Source organism: Micromonospora yongxingensis (assembly GCF_052601155.1).
Map to the genome: position 1 here is coordinate 30,957 of NZ_JBQXEO010000030.1, position 15,885 is coordinate 46,841.

The 15,885-nt window shown below is 72.5% G+C and carries 17 protein-coding genes; 4 read left to right on the top strand and 13 right to left on the bottom strand.

All coding sequences use genetic code 11. The annotated features are described in order from the left end of the window. Positions 1 to 3: 3 nt before the first annotated feature. Genes ACTWLT_RS27390 through ACTWLT_RS27435 form a run of 10 tightly spaced genes read right to left on the bottom strand, consistent with a single transcriptional unit; the run spans position 4 to position 10,556 of the window. Complete coding sequence (locus ACTWLT_RS27390; RefSeq protein WP_445320815.1) at positions 4 to 765, bottom strand: Rv1363c family protein; 762 nt, start codon at positions 763 to 765, stop codon at positions 4 to 6. 23 nt (positions 766 to 788) lie between these two features. Beyond that, positions 789 to 2,030 carry an MCE family protein gene (locus tag ACTWLT_RS27395; RefSeq protein WP_445320816.1) on the bottom strand — a complete coding sequence of 414 codons (1,242 nt, stop codon included), beginning with the start codon at positions 2,028 to 2,030 and terminating at the stop codon, positions 789 to 791. After that, entirely contained in the window at positions 2,027 to 3,442 is a 1,416-nt protein-coding gene (locus ACTWLT_RS27400; RefSeq protein ID WP_445320817.1) for an MCE family protein, read from the bottom strand. Before ACTWLT_RS27400 ends, ACTWLT_RS27395 begins: the two co-directional genes overlap by 4 nt. Then, positions 3,439 to 4,680 (bottom strand): MCE family protein, encoded by a 1,242-nt coding sequence (locus ACTWLT_RS27405; protein ID WP_445320818.1) that lies wholly within the window; start codon positions 4,678 to 4,680, stop codon positions 3,439 to 3,441. Before ACTWLT_RS27405 ends, ACTWLT_RS27400 begins: the two co-directional genes overlap by 4 nt. Further along, entirely contained in the window at positions 4,680 to 5,663 is a 984-nt protein-coding gene (locus ACTWLT_RS27410; protein ID WP_445320819.1) for an MCE family protein, read from the bottom strand. Before ACTWLT_RS27410 ends, ACTWLT_RS27405 begins: the two co-directional genes overlap by 1 nt. Further along, positions 5,660 to 6,691: an MCE family protein gene (locus ACTWLT_RS27415; RefSeq protein ID WP_445320820.1), complete on the bottom strand. Its 1,032-nt coding sequence runs from the start codon at positions 6,689 to 6,691 to the stop codon at positions 5,660 to 5,662. Before ACTWLT_RS27415 ends, ACTWLT_RS27410 begins: the two co-directional genes overlap by 4 nt. Beyond that, positions 6,688 to 7,971 carry an MCE family protein gene (locus ACTWLT_RS27420; RefSeq protein WP_445320821.1) on the bottom strand — a complete coding sequence of 428 codons (1,284 nt, stop codon included), beginning with the start codon at positions 7,969 to 7,971 and terminating at the stop codon, positions 6,688 to 6,690. Before ACTWLT_RS27420 ends, ACTWLT_RS27415 begins: the two co-directional genes overlap by 4 nt. 2 nt (positions 7,972 to 7,973) lie before the next feature. Beyond that, positions 7,974 to 8,777: an MlaE family ABC transporter permease gene (locus ACTWLT_RS27425; protein WP_445320822.1), complete on the bottom strand. Its 804-nt coding sequence runs from the start codon at positions 8,775 to 8,777 to the stop codon at positions 7,974 to 7,976. A 1-nt stretch (position 8,778) separates the two neighbouring features. After that, on the bottom strand, positions 8,779 to 9,549 hold the full coding sequence (locus tag ACTWLT_RS27430) for an MlaE family ABC transporter permease (RefSeq protein WP_445320823.1): 771 nt from the start codon (positions 9,547 to 9,549) through the stop codon (positions 8,779 to 8,781). Continuing rightward, complete coding sequence (locus ACTWLT_RS27435; protein ID WP_445320824.1) at positions 9,546 to 10,556, bottom strand: ABC transporter ATP-binding protein; 1,011 nt, start codon at positions 10,554 to 10,556, stop codon at positions 9,546 to 9,548. The genes ACTWLT_RS27430 and ACTWLT_RS27435 overlap by 4 nt, the downstream gene beginning before the upstream one ends. Positions 10,557 to 10,721: 165 nt before the next feature. Here ACTWLT_RS27435 and shbA point away from each other — a divergent pair, with 165 nt between their 5' ends. The 4 genes from shbA to trxA all read left to right on the top strand — a co-directional run bounded on the left by shbA (position 10,722) and on the right by trxA (position 13,011). Further along, positions 10,722 to 11,300 carry an RNA polymerase sigma factor ShbA gene (shbA, locus tag ACTWLT_RS27440; protein ID WP_445320825.1) on the top strand — a complete coding sequence of 193 codons (579 nt, stop codon included), beginning with the start codon at positions 10,722 to 10,724 and terminating at the stop codon, positions 11,298 to 11,300. After that, on the top strand, positions 11,297 to 12,181 hold the full coding sequence (locus ACTWLT_RS27445; RefSeq protein WP_445320826.1) for an anti-sigma-D factor RsdA: 885 nt from the start codon (positions 11,297 to 11,299) through the stop codon (positions 12,179 to 12,181). The genes shbA and ACTWLT_RS27445 overlap by 4 nt, the downstream gene beginning before the upstream one ends. A gap of 123 nt (positions 12,182 to 12,304) precedes the next feature. Continuing rightward, on the top strand, positions 12,305 to 12,694 hold the full coding sequence (locus tag ACTWLT_RS27450; protein ID WP_445320827.1) for a MerR family transcriptional regulator: 390 nt from the start codon (positions 12,305 to 12,307) through the stop codon (positions 12,692 to 12,694). Further along, positions 12,667 to 13,011 carry a thioredoxin gene (gene trxA, locus ACTWLT_RS27455; protein ID WP_445320828.1) on the top strand — a complete coding sequence of 115 codons (345 nt, stop codon included), beginning with the start codon at positions 12,667 to 12,669 and terminating at the stop codon, positions 13,009 to 13,011. The genes ACTWLT_RS27450 and trxA overlap by 28 nt, the downstream gene beginning before the upstream one ends. Before the next feature lie 40 nt (positions 13,012 to 13,051). Here trxA and ACTWLT_RS27460 read toward each other — a convergent pair whose 3' ends face one another. From ACTWLT_RS27460 to ACTWLT_RS27470, 3 genes are read right to left on the bottom strand one after another with little or no spacing between them, the layout of a single operon-like run. Beyond that, on the bottom strand, positions 13,052 to 13,654 hold the full coding sequence (locus tag ACTWLT_RS27460) for a LutC/YkgG family protein (RefSeq protein WP_445320829.1): 603 nt from the start codon (positions 13,652 to 13,654) through the stop codon (positions 13,052 to 13,054). Continuing rightward, the gene (locus ACTWLT_RS27465) at positions 13,651 to 15,084 is read right to left on the bottom strand and encodes a LutB/LldF family L-lactate oxidation iron-sulfur protein (protein ID WP_445320857.1); all 1,434 of its coding nucleotides are present in this window, start codon (positions 15,082 to 15,084) and stop codon (positions 13,651 to 13,653) included. The genes ACTWLT_RS27460 and ACTWLT_RS27465 overlap by 4 nt, the downstream gene beginning before the upstream one ends. Positions 15,085 to 15,101: 17 nt before the next feature. Continuing rightward, positions 15,102 to 15,884, bottom strand: a complete 783-nt coding sequence (locus ACTWLT_RS27470; protein WP_445320830.1) for a (Fe-S)-binding protein — start codon at positions 15,882 to 15,884, stop codon at positions 15,102 to 15,104. Between the last annotated feature and the right edge of the window lies 1 nt (position 15,885).

Here is a 15,885-nt window from a genome sequence, read left to right on the forward strand (position 1 = left end):
CTCTCAGCCGACGAACTGCAGTCGGGACACGAGCCACCGGCCGGATTCCCGGTCGCGCACCAGGTCGAGCTGGATCCGGTAGTGCGACGGCCGCCCCTCGGGTGCCTTGACGTTCTTGACGGTGGCGTCGACGGCCACCAGCACGACCGCCCGACGACGATCCCCGGAGACCAGCCCGGCCCGGAGCACCGACCCGCGCGAGTCGACCTTGTTCTCCACGACCGCGGCGCGCACCTGCGACTGCCCCCGGGTGAACTCGTCCCGGAAGTCGCCGGTGGCACCGGTCGTGATCCGCTGGATGTCCCGGTCGACGCTGGCCGCGCTGACCGAGACGAAGTTGACGCTGGCCTGTCTGGCCGCCGAGAGGGCCGCCTGCCGGGCCTGCTCCGTCGCCCGCTCGACGTACCACTGGCGGCCGGTGACGCCGGCGGCGCCGAGCGCCGCGGCCAGGAGCACCACGAGCACGACGATGGAGACACGTCGCCGTCCCGCCGTCCCGGCCCTTCCCGGCTCGTCCGTGACGCGCCCACCGGAGGGCTCCTCCTGCGTGCCGTCCGCGCTCGCCGGGTCGTCCCCACCCACCGGATCGTCGAACTCCGTCGGGTCCTCGACCGGTTCCTGGTCGAGCCGCCGCAGCAGGTCGTCGATCGGCTCCGTCGCCCGGGGAAGCTGCCGGGGAACGATCCGACGCTGCGGAGCCCGGCCGGGAGCCCCGGCCTTCGCCCCCCTGATGACCTTCAACGTGTGGTCCCTGCGAGCTCGCATCGCCACCTCCTTGCTCACGCCGGTCACCGGGTGACCCCGGCGAGCAGCAACTGCTTCCACGACTGGTCCCCGGCCATCCGGGACTGGCCCCCGGTCCCGCCGAACTGCAGTGGCCGGCCGTCCGAGCCGAGCACCAGGCCGGTCGCGGGGTCGTAACCGCCGGGCGGGGCGGCGCCGGACGGCCCCGGGTCGGCGGCGGGCTCCGGTCCGCCCGGTCGGGGCGCGTTGGCGGCGCCCCGCACACTGGCGCCGGCCGCGCGGTCCCCGGCGCCGCACATGGTTCCACCGCCGCCGTACACGCAGGGCGGCGGGTCGTCGACGTTCAGCACCAGGCCGAGGTGGGCGGTGCCGTCGCCCGGGGTGACCGTGAACCCTCCGGCGACGGCGATCGGGTACACCACCAGCAGTTGCTCGATGCCGGGCAGCCGCCGGGCCGCGACGCCGTTGACGGTCACCAGGTTGCCGAGGAGGGTGCCGACCGTCGGTTCCAGCCCGCGCAGCAACGCGACCAGTTCCCGACCGGCGGGAGGCCCGGCGGCGAGCAGCCGCCGCAGGTCCGGGTCGGCGTCGCGGACGGTGGCCGCCAGCCGGGCAAGGCCCGCCGCCCACCGGCGCAGCGCCTCGGCCGACTCGGCCTGGGTGGCGAGCACGGTTCGCCCGTCGTTGATCAACGCGAGTGTCTCCGGCAGGTGGGTGGTCGCGTCGGTCAGCAGGGCGTCCCCGTGGTCGAGGATCCGGGCCAGAGCCAGCTCGTTGCCCTCGAACGCGGTGCCGAGTTCGGTGATCAGGACGGTGAGATCCTCCGGGCCGACGGAGCGGACCAGGGCGTCGAGGTTGCTCAGCAGCACCTCCGGCGCCAGCGGGACACCGGTCCGGTCGGCCGGGATCACCGCGCCGTCGGAGAGGTACGGCCCGCTGTCACGCTCCGGACGCAGGTCCACGTACTGCTCGCCGACGGCGGAGCGTTGCGCCACCACGGCCCGCAGGTCGTCCGGTATCCGGACGTCGCGCTGCAACCGCAGGTCGGCGCGGACCCCGTCGCCGCGCAGGGCGACCGCGGCGACCCGACCGACCGGCACCCCCCGGTAGGTGACCGGGGCGTTGGGAAAGATGCCGCCGGCCCGGGTGAGGTCCAGGAGGACGACGTAGCTTCCGCCGAGCAGCCGGTCGCCGAGCCCCACGTAGCGGATGGCGACATAACTGACGCCGAGAACGCTCACCAGCAGAAACGCCAGAACCTGAACCTTCGCGGTACGTCCGATCATGGCGTCAGCCCTCCCCGCAGGACGTCCGGCAGGCCGCCGATCTGCCCGGTCACCGCGCCGGTCAACGGCAGGACGCACTGCGCCGACAGGACCGTTCCCGCGGGTAGTTGGGTCTCGGCGGGAAAGACCGTGCCCGGGGGTACGAGGCCCTTCGGCAGGATCAGTCCGCCGATGGGCACCGTCGAGCCGGGCTTGAGCAGGACACAGCCCTCCGGTAGCAGGCAGTCCTTCGGCGGAGTCCACGTCGCCGGGAAATTGCGCGGGTCGGGCAGGCACTTCAGGATCGGCAGGTCGGGCAGGGGGCGGGACCCGGTGCCTGGTCGCGGCGTGGCAGGTGCGGGACCGCCCGCCGCTGGTGCTCCGCCGCGCCGGGTCCCCGCCGGCGGTGCGGCCGGACGGGCCGGGGCGGGCGCCGCCGCGACCAGGTTCGCCAGGATCGACGCCGAGTCGAGGTCGGCGGTGACGGAGAGGTTGACGAAGTCACCGACGATCGCGCCGGTGACGTTCGGCGGGAACGGGTAGGAGAGCATGAAGTCCAGCGACTTCGGCAGGTCGTCCCCCGCGCGCGCCAACTGCTCCAGGATCGGTTGCAGCGCCCGCACATCGGCCAGGGTGTCCTCGCGGCTCCGGTTGACGACCCGGGTGCCGACGTCGCCCAACTGGTCGAGTGCCGTCAACGCCCGGGTCAGTTGGGCGCGCTGACCGGCCAGCACGGTCAGGCCGGGAGCCAGCGAGTCCACGGCCTCGCCGAGCACCTGCTTCTGCCGGTCGAGCCGGCCGCTGAGCCGGTCCAGCGCGTCGAGGGCTCGGACCAGGTCTGCCTTCTGCCTGTCCAGCCCGCCGATGAACGTGTCGAGCTGGCGCAGCGCGTCCCGAACGGCCGGTTCCCGTCCGTCGAGTGCGGCGCCGAGTTCCTGGTTGATGGTCTTCAACTGCGCCAGGCCACCACCGTTGAGCAGCAGCCCGAGGGCGGCGAGGACCTCCTCCACCTCGGCGCCGCGAGCGGTCCGGGACAGCGGGATGAGATCGCCGTCGACGAGTCGACCGCTGGCGGGGGCGGTGGGCGGCGGCGCGACGGTCACGTACTTCTCGCCCAGCAGGCTGCTCTGGCGGACGGCGGCCGTCGCGTTGGACGGCAGGCGTACCTCCGCGCCGATGCGCAGGGTGACGCGGGCGGTCCAGCCGGCCAGGGAGATCTTCTCCACGCTGCCGACGGTGACGTCGTCGACCTTCACGGCGGCCTGCGGCACCAGGTCCAGCACGTCGCTGAACTCGGCGGTGACCACGTACCCGTCGCCCTTCGGGGCACCGCCGGGCAGCGGCAGATCGGTGAGGTCGGGCAGGCCGCAGCCGGCCGGCAGCATCGCCACCACGATCGCGCAGGCCAGGGTTCGCAGTGCCCGGGCGGTCATGACCGGCCCCGCAGGATGCCGCCGAGGGTGGGGTCGTTGGTGGTGTCGACGCCGCCCGGCGCCTGGTCGGGGATCGGCGCACCGGGGGGAGGGTTCCCCGGTGAGGACCCGCCGGTCGCCGGGGCGCCGGGCGGCAGCTTGAGGAGCCTGCGCAGCTGGTCGGTCATGGGCAGCCCACGGGAGTGCAGGGTCTGCGCGAGTGCCAGGCACGTGGCGGGCACCTGACGCGCGGGGAGCTGGTCCACCATCAGGGAGCAGGCGAAGGCGGCGGGATCGTAGGGACCCAGGGCGTTGTCGCGGGTGTCCAGGGTGCCGGATCGCGGGTTGTAGGCGAGGTTGAGGTTGCCCAGGGCGAGCGGGGCGACGTCGAGGATGTCGATGACGGCCTGCTGCTGGCGGACCAGGATGCCGGTGATGTCGGCCAGCGCGTCGACGTTGGAGGTCAACGCGTCCCGGTTCTGCCGCACGAACGTGGTGACGTCGGCCAGCGCCGTGGAGAGGTTGCGCAGCGCGGCGGCCAGTTCGTCGCGCTCCCCTGCCAGCTGTTCGGCGACGTCGGCCAACTGCTGGTTGAAGGCGCGTACCTCGCGGTCGCTGCGGGCCAGCGCGGTGGTGAACTGTTGCAGGTTCGCCACCGACCCGAACAGGTCCTGCCGCCCGCCGGAGAGGGTGGCCAGTGCCTGGGACAGCCCGTCGAGGGTGTCGTGCAGGTTCTGGCCGTTGCCCTCCAGGTTGGCGCGGCCGGTGGCCACCAGGTCGGACAGGGCGCCGTCGCGGTTGGCACCCTCCGGGCCGAGAGTGCGGTTGAAGTCGTCGAGCGCCTGGTAGATGTCGTCGATCTCCATGGGAGCGGCGGTCCGCTCCAGCGGTATCTCGGCTCCGTCGGCGAGCGCGGCTCCGCCGGCGAAGGCGGGAGTGAGCTGGACGTAGCGGTCGCTGACCACGCTGGGCGGCACGATGAGCGCCTGCGCGTCGGCGGGCACGGCGACGCCGGGGTCGTAGGACATGGTCACCTGGACGGTGCGGCCCTGCGGGGTCACGGCGACCACCTCGCCGACGCGGACGCCCAGCACCCGCACGTCCGATCCTGGATACACCCCGACGGCGCGGGTGAAGTGGGCGACCACCCGCCGTGGGGGTGTGCCGTCGCGGAGGACGACCGCGCCGGCGGCGACGGCCACCAGGAGGACGGTGGTGACGGCGACCGGTCGTCGCCACCGCTGGATGGGACCGGGCATCAGCGGCCTCCCGTCGTGGGCTGGTACGGCTGGAGCAGACCGGAGACGTACGAGTCGAACCAGCGGCCGTTGCCCACCACGTTGGCGAACGCGGTGACGAACGGACCCATCCGCTGGATGGTCTTCTCCAGGTCGTCCCGGTTGCGTTGCAGGATGGCGACGACCTCCCGCAGCTTGTGCAGCGCCGGAGCGAGCTGGACCCGGTTGTCGCTGACCAGTCCGGACAGCTGGGTGGCGAGTTCGTCGGTGCCCACGAGCAGCCGGTGGATGGCGTCCCGTCGCCGGCTCACCTCGCCCAGCAGCGCCTCACCGTCGGTGACCAGTTTGCGGAACTCCTCGTCCCGGGTGGCGAGCACGGCGGTCACCTGCCGGGCGCGGTCGAGCAGCGCCCGCAGTTCGGCGTCGCGTCCGGCGACGGTCTGGGAGAGTCGGGAGAGCCCGACCAGGGAGGCGTTGACGCTCTCCGGAGTGTCCCGGAAGGTCTCGGCCAGGGTGGTGAGGGCGGCGGCGAACTGGTCGGTGTCGACCTTGTCGAGGGTGTCGGCGAGCCCGGTGACCGCCTGCACCACGTCGAACGGTGCCGCCGTGCGGGCGAGGGGGATCTGCCCGCCCTCCCGCAGTCGGCCCGGTCCGGCCGGTGCGAGGGCCAGGTACTTCTGGCCGAGCACCGTCTTGATCCTGATCGTGGCGCCGGTGTCGGTGCCGAGCCGGACGCTGTCGTCGTCCACCCGGAACCGGACCCGCACGTGGGGCGCGCCGTCGCGGGCGAGTTCCACGCCGGTCACCTTGCCCACCCGTACGCCGGCGACCCGCACCTCGTTGCCGGTGACGAGGCCGCTGGCGTCGTGGAAGGCCGCCTGGTAGGCGCGTCCGGTGAGGTCGGCCAGCCGGTCGAGCTGGAAGGCGCCCAGCAGCACGGCGACGATCAGCACCAGCCCGAGCGTGCCGATGACCACGGGGTTGCGTTCCCGAAACGGTGTCACTGGCTGCCTCCGGCGCATCGGGCGGCCGGGGCGCTGAAGGTGGGCAGGTCGAGCGGTGCCCGGCCCGACACCGCCACGTTGCCGTCGAAGTCGCAGAGGTAGAAGTTGAACCACGAGCCGTAGGACGCGACGCGGGTCAGGGACTGGTACCGCTCGGGCAGCCGCCCCAGGGTGCTGTCGATGACGGCCGCGTTGCGGTTGAGGGTGCCGGAGAGTTCGTCCAGGGCGCGCACGTCCGCGGCGAGCGGTGGTCGTACGTCACGCAGCAGCGACGACGTGGCGGTGGTGAGGTCACCGATGCTGACCAGCGACTCACCGATGGCCGTGCGGTCGGCGGACAGCCCGGAGACGAACTGCTGCAGCTGGCTGATGCTCTGGTCGAGGTTCTGGTCCCGTTCGGCCAGCGTGCCCAGGACGCTGTTGAGGTTGGTGATGACCCGGCCGATGACGGCGTCGCGGTCGGCGAGGGTGTTGGTGAGTGAGGCGGTGCGACGCAGCAGACTACTGACGGTGCCGGCCTCGCCCTGGAGCACCTGGATGATCTCGTAGGCGAGCTTGTTGACGTCGTCCGGGTCGAGGGCCGTGAACAGCGGCCGGAAACCGTTGAACAGCACGGTGAGGTCCAGCGCCGGGGTGGTCTGGCCGAGCGGGATCAGGCCGTCGGGCCGCAGTGGTCGCCCCTCCCCCGGGCCCTCGCTGAGGGCCACGTACCGCTGGCCCACCAGGTTGCGGTAGCGGATCTTGGCGCGGACGCTGGTGGCCACCGGGACGTCGGCGGTGACGGTGAAGGCCACCTCGGCGGCCGTGTCGTCGACCACCCTGATGCCGCTGACCCGACCGACCTGCACGCCCGCGACGCGGACGTCGTCTCCCACGAGCAACCCGGTCACGTCGGTGAACCGGGCGCGGTAGGTGACGCCACCGGGTGGGAAGGCGCCGAGGGTCTGCGCGAGCAGCGCCGTCAGCAGCAGGGTCACCGCGGCGAAGACCACCAGCTTCAGCGAGGGGGCGAGGATCCGGTTGCTCATCGCGCGTTCACCACCCCTCCCCGCAGCAACGGCCCCCACAGCAGGACCGCGATGTCGGGGACCTCCGCGGGCAGGATGCCGGTGACGGCGCCGACCAGGGGTTTGACCAACGCCCGCTCCTCGCCGGTGGCGGCCCGGCCCATGTCGGGGGAGGCGCCGGCGGGCGCGGTCGCCGGCAGGCCGACGGGCAACGGGGTACGCGGGCGCGCACCGGAACGGTCGTAACCGTCCTCGACGGGTACGTCGGGCGCGGGCTGCCCCGGTCGGGGCAGTCCACGGCACTGCGGCCCGCCGTGCGCGCCGTAGACGGGTTCGTCGCGTCCCTTCTCGTACTTGCCACCGTCGCGGGTGACCTCGAGGGTGATGTGCATCCGTCCGCCGGCGAAGACCTCCTCGACGCGGGGTTGCAGGGCGACCAGACCGCTCATCAGGCACGGGTACTCGGGGGCGTACGTGGCGAGCAGTTGCAGCACGGGGCGGCTCACCTGGCCGAGTTCGATGATCTGGTCACCGTGCCGGTCGAGGAAGCTGCGGGTGGCGTCGGCGGTGTCGGTGGCGTCGGCGAGGAAAGCCGCCAGCTGTGCGCGCTGGTCGGTGACCGTACGGGCGGTGACGGTGACGTCGCGCAGCAGGGCCAGCAGGTCGGGCAGGGCGGCGTCGTAGCCGTCCAGCACGACGGCGAGCTTCCGGACGTCCTCGGCGATGGTCGGCATCGCCGGGTTGAGCTGCCGCAGGTACGCGTCGAGCCGCTCGACGTTCGCGCCGAGTTGCTCGCCGCGCCCGTCGAGTGCGACGGCGATCGCGCCCAGCGTGGCGGCGAGCTGGTCGGGCCGCACCGCCTGCAGCAGCGGCAGCGCCTCGTCGAGGACCCGTTCCAGCTCGACGGCGGTGCTGCTGCGGTCCTGGGTGATGACGGCGCCGTCGCGGATCGGTGGGGCGGTGCCGCCGACCGGCGGGACCAGCTCGACGTACCGCTCACCGAAGAGCGTCTTGGGCAGCAGCCGTGCGCTGACGTCGGCGGGGATCAGCGGCGTCGTGGCCGGGTCCAGGGCCAGCCCGATCCTCGCCCCGGCGCCGTCGCTGCCGACCGAGCGCACCTCGCCGACGACGACCCCGCGGACCTTGACGTCGGCCCCCGGGCTCAGTTGCAGCCCGGAACGACCGGCCTGCAGCGTGACCCGGTCGACGGGGGTGAACGCCTTGCGGTACTGCAGCACCGAGGCGGTCAGCGCCGCGGTCAGCACGACGATGAAGACGATGCCGAGAATGCGATGTCTCATGCTCACCCCGCGATCCGGACGGTGGTGGTCGCGCCCCAGATGGCCAGCGACAGGAAGAAGTCGACGATGTTGACCGCGACGATCGCGAGTCGGACGGCCCGTCCGACGGCGACGCCGACACCGGCGGGCCCACCGGTGGCCGTGTAGCCGTAGTAGCAGTGCACCAGGACCACGATCACGCTGAACACGAGCACCTTGCCGAAGGACCAGAGCACGTCCTCGGGTGGCAGGAAGAGGTGGAAGTAGTAGTCGTAGGTGCCGGCCGACTGGCCGTAGTAGTACACGGCGATGGTGCGGGTGGCCAGGTAGCTGGAGAGCAGCCCCACCACGTACAGCGGGATGACCGCGAGAAACCCGGCGATCATGCGGGTGGTCACGAGGAACGGCAGCGAGGGCACGCCCATCACCTCGAGGGCGTCGACCTCCTCGGAGATCCGCATGGCCCCGAGCTGCGCGGTGAACCCGCAGCCCACGGTGGCCGACAGGGCCAGCGCCGCGACCAGCGGGGAGATCTCCCGCGTGTTGAAGTACGCCGAGACGAAACCGGTGAAGGCGCTGCTGCCGAGCTGGTTGAGCGCCTGGTAGCCCTGCAGTCCGACCTCGGTGCCGGTGAAGAAGGTCAGGAAGCAGATGACACCGACGGTGCCGCCGAGCACGGCGAGTGCCCCGGAGCCGAAGCTCACCTCCGCCAGCAGCCGTACCACCTCGCGCTTGTAGCGGCGCACTGTGCGCGGCGCCCAGGCGAACGCCCGCAGGTAGAAGGCGAGCTGGCCGCCCAGGTTGTCGAGGTGTCGCAGCACCAGCACGTCAGCTTCCCTTCTGCGGTACGACCTGGAAGTACACGGCCGTGACGAGGAAGTTCAGCGCGAACAGCAGCATGAAGGTGATCACCACGCTCTGGTTGACCGCGTCGCCGACCCCCTTCGGGCCACCCTTGGCGGTCATGCCCTTGTACGACGCGACCAGCGCGGCGGCAGCGCCGAACAGCAGCGCCTTGACCTCACCCACCAGCAGGTCGGGCAGTTGCCCCAGGGCCTGGAAGCTGGCCAGGTACGCGCCGGGCGTGCCGCCCTGCAGGACCACGTTGAACAGGTAGCCGCCGGTCACCCCGACCACGCTGACCAGACCGTTGAGCAGCACGGCGACCAGCATCGAGGCGAGCACGCGGGGCACCACGAGGCGATGGATGGGATCGATGCCCAGCACCTGCATCGCGTCGAGTTCCTCGCGGATCTTCCGGGAGCCGAGATCCGCGCAGATCGCCGAGCCACCCGCGCCGGCGATGATCAGCGCGGTGACGATGGGCCCCGCCTCGCGGACCACCGCGAGCACCGACGCCGCGCCGGTGAACGACTGCGCCCCGAGCTGACGGACCAGCGAGCCGAGCTGCAACGCGATGACCGCGCCGAAGGGGATGGAGACGAGAGCGGCGGGCAGGATCGACACGGAGCTGATGAACCAGGCCTGCTGGACGAACTCGCGGACCTGCACCGGTCGCCGGCCGAGGCCGCGCAGGGTGTCCAGGCAGAACGCGAAGAACTCGCCGGTGTGCCGTACGGCGGTGAGCGGTCCCGTCATCCGGACACCCCCGCGCCCTGCCGCCCGTCCCCGGCCGGTGGTCCGTCCAGCGTGGACCCCTCGGCGTCGCGTGGGCCGGCGAAGGAGCCGGGTGGCGGGGTGACGCCGTGCTCCCGGCACCACTGCCCCGGTGGCCGTTCGGCGGCGCGGGGTCGCCCGTCCGTCGGCGGCAGTTGCAGCGGGATGGGCGGCAGCGGTGGCAGTTCGGCGCCGGCGTCCGCCTCGGCTCGCAGTTCCTCGGCGTCCTTCTCCTCGGCCATGCCGATCGGTCCGATGCGCTGGGCGTTGAGGAACTGTCGCACCACCGGTTCGGTGCTGGACAGCAGCATCTCCCGGGACCCGAACATGGCCAGGTGCCCGTGGTAGATCAGGCCGATGTTGTCCGGCACCGTGCGCGCGGTGTTGATGTCGTGGGTGACGATCAGGAACGTCGCCCCGGTCCGCTGGTTGAGGTCGATGATCAGCTGGTTCAGGTACGCGGTGCGCACCGGGTCCAGCCCCGAGTCGGGTTCGTCGAACAGGACGATGCGGGGGTCGAGCACGAGCGCGCGGGCAAGGCCGGCCCGCTTGCGCATCCCACCGGAGATCTCCCCCGGGAGCTTCTTCTCGGCACCGACCAGGCCGACCATGTCGAGCTTCTCGGTGACCACGTCGCGGATCTGGGACTCCGACTTGCGGGTGTGCTCGCGCAGCGGGAAGGCCACGTTGTCGTAGATCGTCATCGAGCCGAAGAGAGCACCGTCCTGGAACAGCACGCCGAACAGCCTGCGCACCTCGTACAGCGCCCGCTCCGAGAGCCGGGGCAGGTCCTTGCCCTCGATCCAGATCGACCCGCTGTCGGGGCGTAGCAGCCCCACCAGGGTCTTGAGGAACACCGACTTGCCCGTGCCGGACGGTCCCAGCAGCACGGATATCTCGCCGGCCGGCAGGGTCAGGCTGACGTCCGACCAGACCGGCTGACCACCGAAGGACTTGGTCAGCCCCTGCACCGCCACCTCGACGCCCATCCACCCTCCCCTCCCGGGTCGCTACCTGAGACATCGCGGCGGCCCGGCCGAACGCAACAACTTCTTTGCGCCACGCCACCAACACCGACCGTGAACTAGGCAAAGTGGCGTGCGTCTCGATAGCGTGCGGTTAACCGGCCGGTAACGAAGGTGTCTCGCGTCCCCATGACCACAGTGATCGAGCCAGAGCTCGTCCACCTGGCCGCCCAGGGTGACCGGGCAGCTCTCGCTGCGTTGCTCAGCACCGTGCGGCCAGGGCTGGTCCGTTACTGCCGGGCACGGCTGGGCCGCGTCGGCGGGGCGTACACCACGGCCGACGACGTCGCGCAGGAGGTCTGCCTGGCGGTGTTGAAGGCCCTTCCCCGCTACCGCGACCAGGGCAGGCCGTTCTCCGCGTTCGTCTTCGCCATCGCCGCGAACAAGGTCGCCGACGCCCAACGTGCGGCGGTCCGTGGCGCCGCCATCGCCGTCCCCGATTCGGATCTGGAGCAGGAGGACACCACGCCGGGGCCGGAGCAGCAGGCCGTCGCCACCGATCTGGCCCGTCGACTCTCGGCGCTGCTGCACCGCCTCCCCGACGTCCAGCGGGAGATCATCGTCCTCCGGGTGGCGGTCGGCCTGACCGCCGAGGAGGTCGGCGCGATCCTCGGCATGTCGGCGGCGGCCGTACGGGTGGCGCAGTCCCGTGCCCTGGCCCGGCTCCGTACGCTTGCCGGCGACGGACTTGACGAGGTGGCGGCATGAGCGAGCCCCGGCCCGACGGTGGCGAGGAGTTGGACCTCGCCGGCATCAACCGCGACGACCTGCTCCTCGACGCGCTGGGACGCGGCGAGCACGAGGCCGGCGCCGACGACCTCGCCGCGATGCTGGCCGCGTGGCGCGCCGACATCACCTCCGACCAGCCGGAGACCGTGGTCGGCGCGGCCGGCGCCGATTCGCCAACTCCGGACCGACGGTCCCGGACGCTGCGGGCCGGCACCCCCACCGTCTCGGTCCCGAGCCCGCCCCGGCGTCAACCGCTCGGACGCCTTGCCGTGGGGTCGGCCGCCGCGGTGATCGCCGCCCTCACGCTGGCGACCGGGCTGGGGGTCGCCAGCCGCGACGCCGGGCCGACCAGTCCGCTGTGGTCGCTGACCAAGGTGTTCCATCCGGAGCGGGCGGACGTGCTCGGCGTCGAACACACCACGAGCCTGGCCCGCCGGGCCGTCGCGGAGGGGCGGTATGACGAGGCCCAGCGCCTGATCGACCAGGCCCAGCGCGACCTGGATCGGGTCAGCGACCCGGCCGACGCCACCCGCCTGCGTGCCGACATCGACGCCGTCCTGCGGGACCTGGCGGCGCAGGGGTGTCCCGGCTGGCCCCGCTGCGCGCCGGCACCGGTGGCACCGATGCCGTCTTCCGCGGTGTCGACGGCCGCACCCGTGCCCTCCGCCGCCACGACACCGGGCAGGACGGCACCGGCGCCACAGCGTCCCGCGCCGACGCGCTCGCCGACATCCGGCACCGACCCGACGGTGCCCCGACTGCCACTGCCGCCGGTGCCGGTGCCGTCGGCGCCACTGCCGTCGGTGCCCTTGCCGTCACTTCCCGGCCTGCCACTGCCGACCGGCGGTCTGCTCGGCTGAACCCTCCCGCTGGCGGCCCTGCGGCGGCGCGTGGAGACGCGGCCGGACGCCCTTCGCACACGCTTGCCTTGACGCTGGCGACAAGGTTTAGCGTGGTGGCGACGGGCTGGTGGAGGGGGTCGGATGCTGATCGGCGAACTGGCTGAGCGGGCCGGCACGAGTACGCGGTCGCTGCGCTACTACGAGGCGCACGGGCTGGTACGCGCGCAGCGCTCCGCCAACGGCTACCGGGTCTACGACGAGACGGAACTGCGGGTCGTGCGGGAGATCCGGGCGCTGCTCGACGTCGGCTTCGGCCTCGACGACGTCCGCCCGTTCGTCGCCTGCCTCCGGGCCGGCAACACGTCCGGCGACGTCTGCCCGGACTCGGTGCTGGTGCTGCGACGCAAGCTCGTCGAGGTCGACGCGGTCATCGACCGGCTCGGCGCGGTACGCCAGCAGCTCCACACCCAGCTCGCCCACGCCATCGCACACCGGGAGGAAACATGCCCCAAACGGAGACCAGCTCCCTAGTCACCGTCACCGACGACACGTTCGCCGAGCTGGTGCTGGCCAGCGACCGGCCCGTGGTGGTCGACTTCTGGGCGGAGTGGTGCCCGCCGTGCAAGGCGATCGAGCGGAGCCTCGCCGAGCTGGCCCGGGAGTTCGGCGACCGGATGGTCGTAGCCAAGATCAACTCTGACGACAACCCCGCGTCCACGCGCCGCTACGGCGTCATGTCCCTGCCGACGCTGCTGGTGTTCCGCGGGGGCGAGGTCGTCGGGTCCACCGTGGGGTCCAGGCCCAAGAACTACCTGCGACAGACGTTCACCGAGCAGGCCGGGTTGTAACGTGCTCCTACCGTGACCCGCACCTGTGGCCCGGTGCGGGTCAGACCGGGACGATCACCACGTGCAGGTTCCGGGGGCCGTGGACGCCCTCGACCCGGTTGAGTTCGATGTCGCTGGTGGCGGACGGCCCGCTGATCCAGGTGAGCGGGCGGTGCGGGTGGAGGCGCGCGAGGGCGTCCGGAACTCCCGCCACCACCTGATCGGTACGCAGGACGCAGATGTGCACGTCGGGCAGGAGCGTGATGACCCGTCGCCCCTGGTCGGGGGACGCGTCGAGGATCACCGTTCCGGTCTCGGCGACGGCGACCGCCGCGGCGGTGACCACCCCGTCGGCCCCGGCGACCTGTTCCCTCGGGAGGTCGTCGTCGGTCAGCACGTCGACGGTGTCGGGCAGCCAGTGCCGGGGCAGCCCGGGTGGGACCACGACGCGTCGGCCACCGAGGATCCCGTCCACGACCTGCGCGACCTCGCCGTCGGCACACCGGTGCACGGTGGCCCGGTAGTCGGTGAGCCGGTGCACCAGCACATCGAGGTCGCCGGCGCCGCTGGCGGGCCGGTAGTCCCGTGGCACCTCGCCGGGGGTGGGAGGCGTCCCGCCGAGGGCCGCGCGCAGGCGGCCGAGGATCAACTCACGGGAGGTCATCGTTGCGCCCACCATTCGCGGAACGTCTGCGGCGGCGGCTGCGGCAGGTCACGGCCAACCGTCCAGCCGGACAGCGGCGGCGGCAGGCCGCGGCCGCGCCGGCCGGCGAGGCGGGCGGCCCGCGAGGCCCGTTGCGCGGCCTCGTACAGCGCGCGGTGGTCCATCGTGTACGCGGCGGCGGCCATTGTGACCGCCTCGGCGCTGGGCAGGCGGTGCTCACTGCGGTACGCCGCCGTGTGCTGGGCGCGGAGGTGCACCAGGATCGACGGAATGTCGATCTTCACGGGGCAGGCGTCGAAGCACGCGCCGCAGAGCGAGGAGGCGAAGGGCAGCGAGGCGTTGTCCTCCACGCCGGTCAGCTGCGGTGACAGCACCGCCCCGATGGGCCCGGGATAGACCGAGCCGTACGCGTGCCCGCCGGTGCGCTCGTACACGGGGCAGACGTTGAGGCAGGCGGAGCAGCGGATGCAGTGCAACGCCTGACGGCCGACCTCGTCGGCGAGGACGGCGCTGCGGCCGTTGTCCAGCAGCACGAGGTGGAACTCCTGCGGCCCGTCGCCGGGTGTCACACCGGTCCACATCGAGGTGTACGGGTTCATCCGCTCGCCGGTGGAGGCCCGGGGCAGCAGTTGGAGGAACACCTCGAGGTCGGCCCAGGTGGGGATGACCTTCTCGATGCCCATCACGGTGATCAGCGTGTCCGGCAGGGTGAGGCACATCCGGCCGTTGCCCTCCGACTCGACCACGGCGAGGGTGCCGGTCTCGGCCACCGCGAAGTTCGCCCCGGAGACCGCGACCCGGGTGCTGAGGAACGTCCGACGCAGGTGGCGGCGGGCCGCGGCCGCCAGGATCGCGGGTTCGTCGGTCAGCGCCGGGTCGACCCCGGGCATCTCGCGCAGGAAGATCTCGCGGATCTCCGCCCGGTTGCGGTGGATCGCCGGCACCAGGATGTGGCTGGGCTTGTCCCGCCCGAGCTGGACGATCAGCTCGGCGAGGTCGGTCTCCACCGGTTCGATGCCGGCGGCCTCCAGCGCCTCGTTGAGGCCGATCTCCTGGGTCGCCATCGACTTGACCTTCATGACCCGGTCGCTGCCGGTGGCCCTGACCAGGTCGGTGACGATCCGGTTGGCCTCGACGGCGTCGGCGGCCCAGTGCACGGTGCCGCCGGCCGCGGTGACCGCGGCCTCCAACTGCTGGAGCAGCTCGGGCAGGCGGGCCATGGTGTCGGCCTTGACGGCCCGCCCGGCCTCGCGCAGCTCCTGCCAGTCGGGCACCTCGTCGATGACCGCCGCCGACTTGGCGCGGATCGTGGCGGTGGCGTGGCCGAGGTTGCGGCGCAGTTGGGCGTCGGCGAGGCTTCGCCGGGCCGCGACGGGAAACGGCTCGTCACCGCGCAGGTTACCGACGCCGCGGGGCGCGGTGGCGGGCATGCCGAGGAAGGTGCGGGTCACGCCGTCACCACCCCGGTCTGCCGTTGCGCCAGCTCGACCGGCCCACCGCTGGCCTCGGTGCTGGCCAGGATCTCCGCGAGGTGCACGGTGCGTACGCCGGCCCGGAGGCGGGACAGCCCACCGCCGATGTGCATCAGGCAGGAGGCGTCCCCCGCGGTGCAGACGTCGGCCCGGGTGGCCAGCACGTGGCGCATCTTGTCGGCCAGCATCGCCGTCGAGGTGTCCGCGTTCTTCACCGAGAACGTGCCACCGAAGCCGCAGCACTCCTCGGCCTGCGGCAGCTCCACCAGGTCCAGGCCGCGCACCTCACGCAGCAACCGCAGCGGCTTGTCCCCCACCCGGATCATCCGCAGCGAGTGGCAGGTCGGGTGGTACGTCACCCGGTGCGGGTAGAAGGCGCCGACGTCGGTCACCCCGAGCACGTCGACGAGCAGCTCGGACAGCTCGTACGTGCGGCTGGCGACCTCCTCGGCCCGACTGGCCAACCGCTCGTCACCCGCGCCCCGGGCCACCACCGCGTGCTGGTGGCGCACCGAGCCGACGCACGAGCCGGAGGGCGCGACCACCACGTCGTACGGTGCGAAGGTGCGCACGTGCCGGCGCACCAGCCGCACCGCCTCGTCCGGGTAGCCGGTGTTGATGTGCATCTGCCCGCAGCAGGTCTGATCCTGCGGGAAGACGACCTCGTGGCCGAGCCGTTCCAGGAGCCGCACCGTCGCCTTGGCCGCCTCGGGGAACAGGGTGTCGGCCAGGCAGGTGACGAACAGGGCTATTCGCATC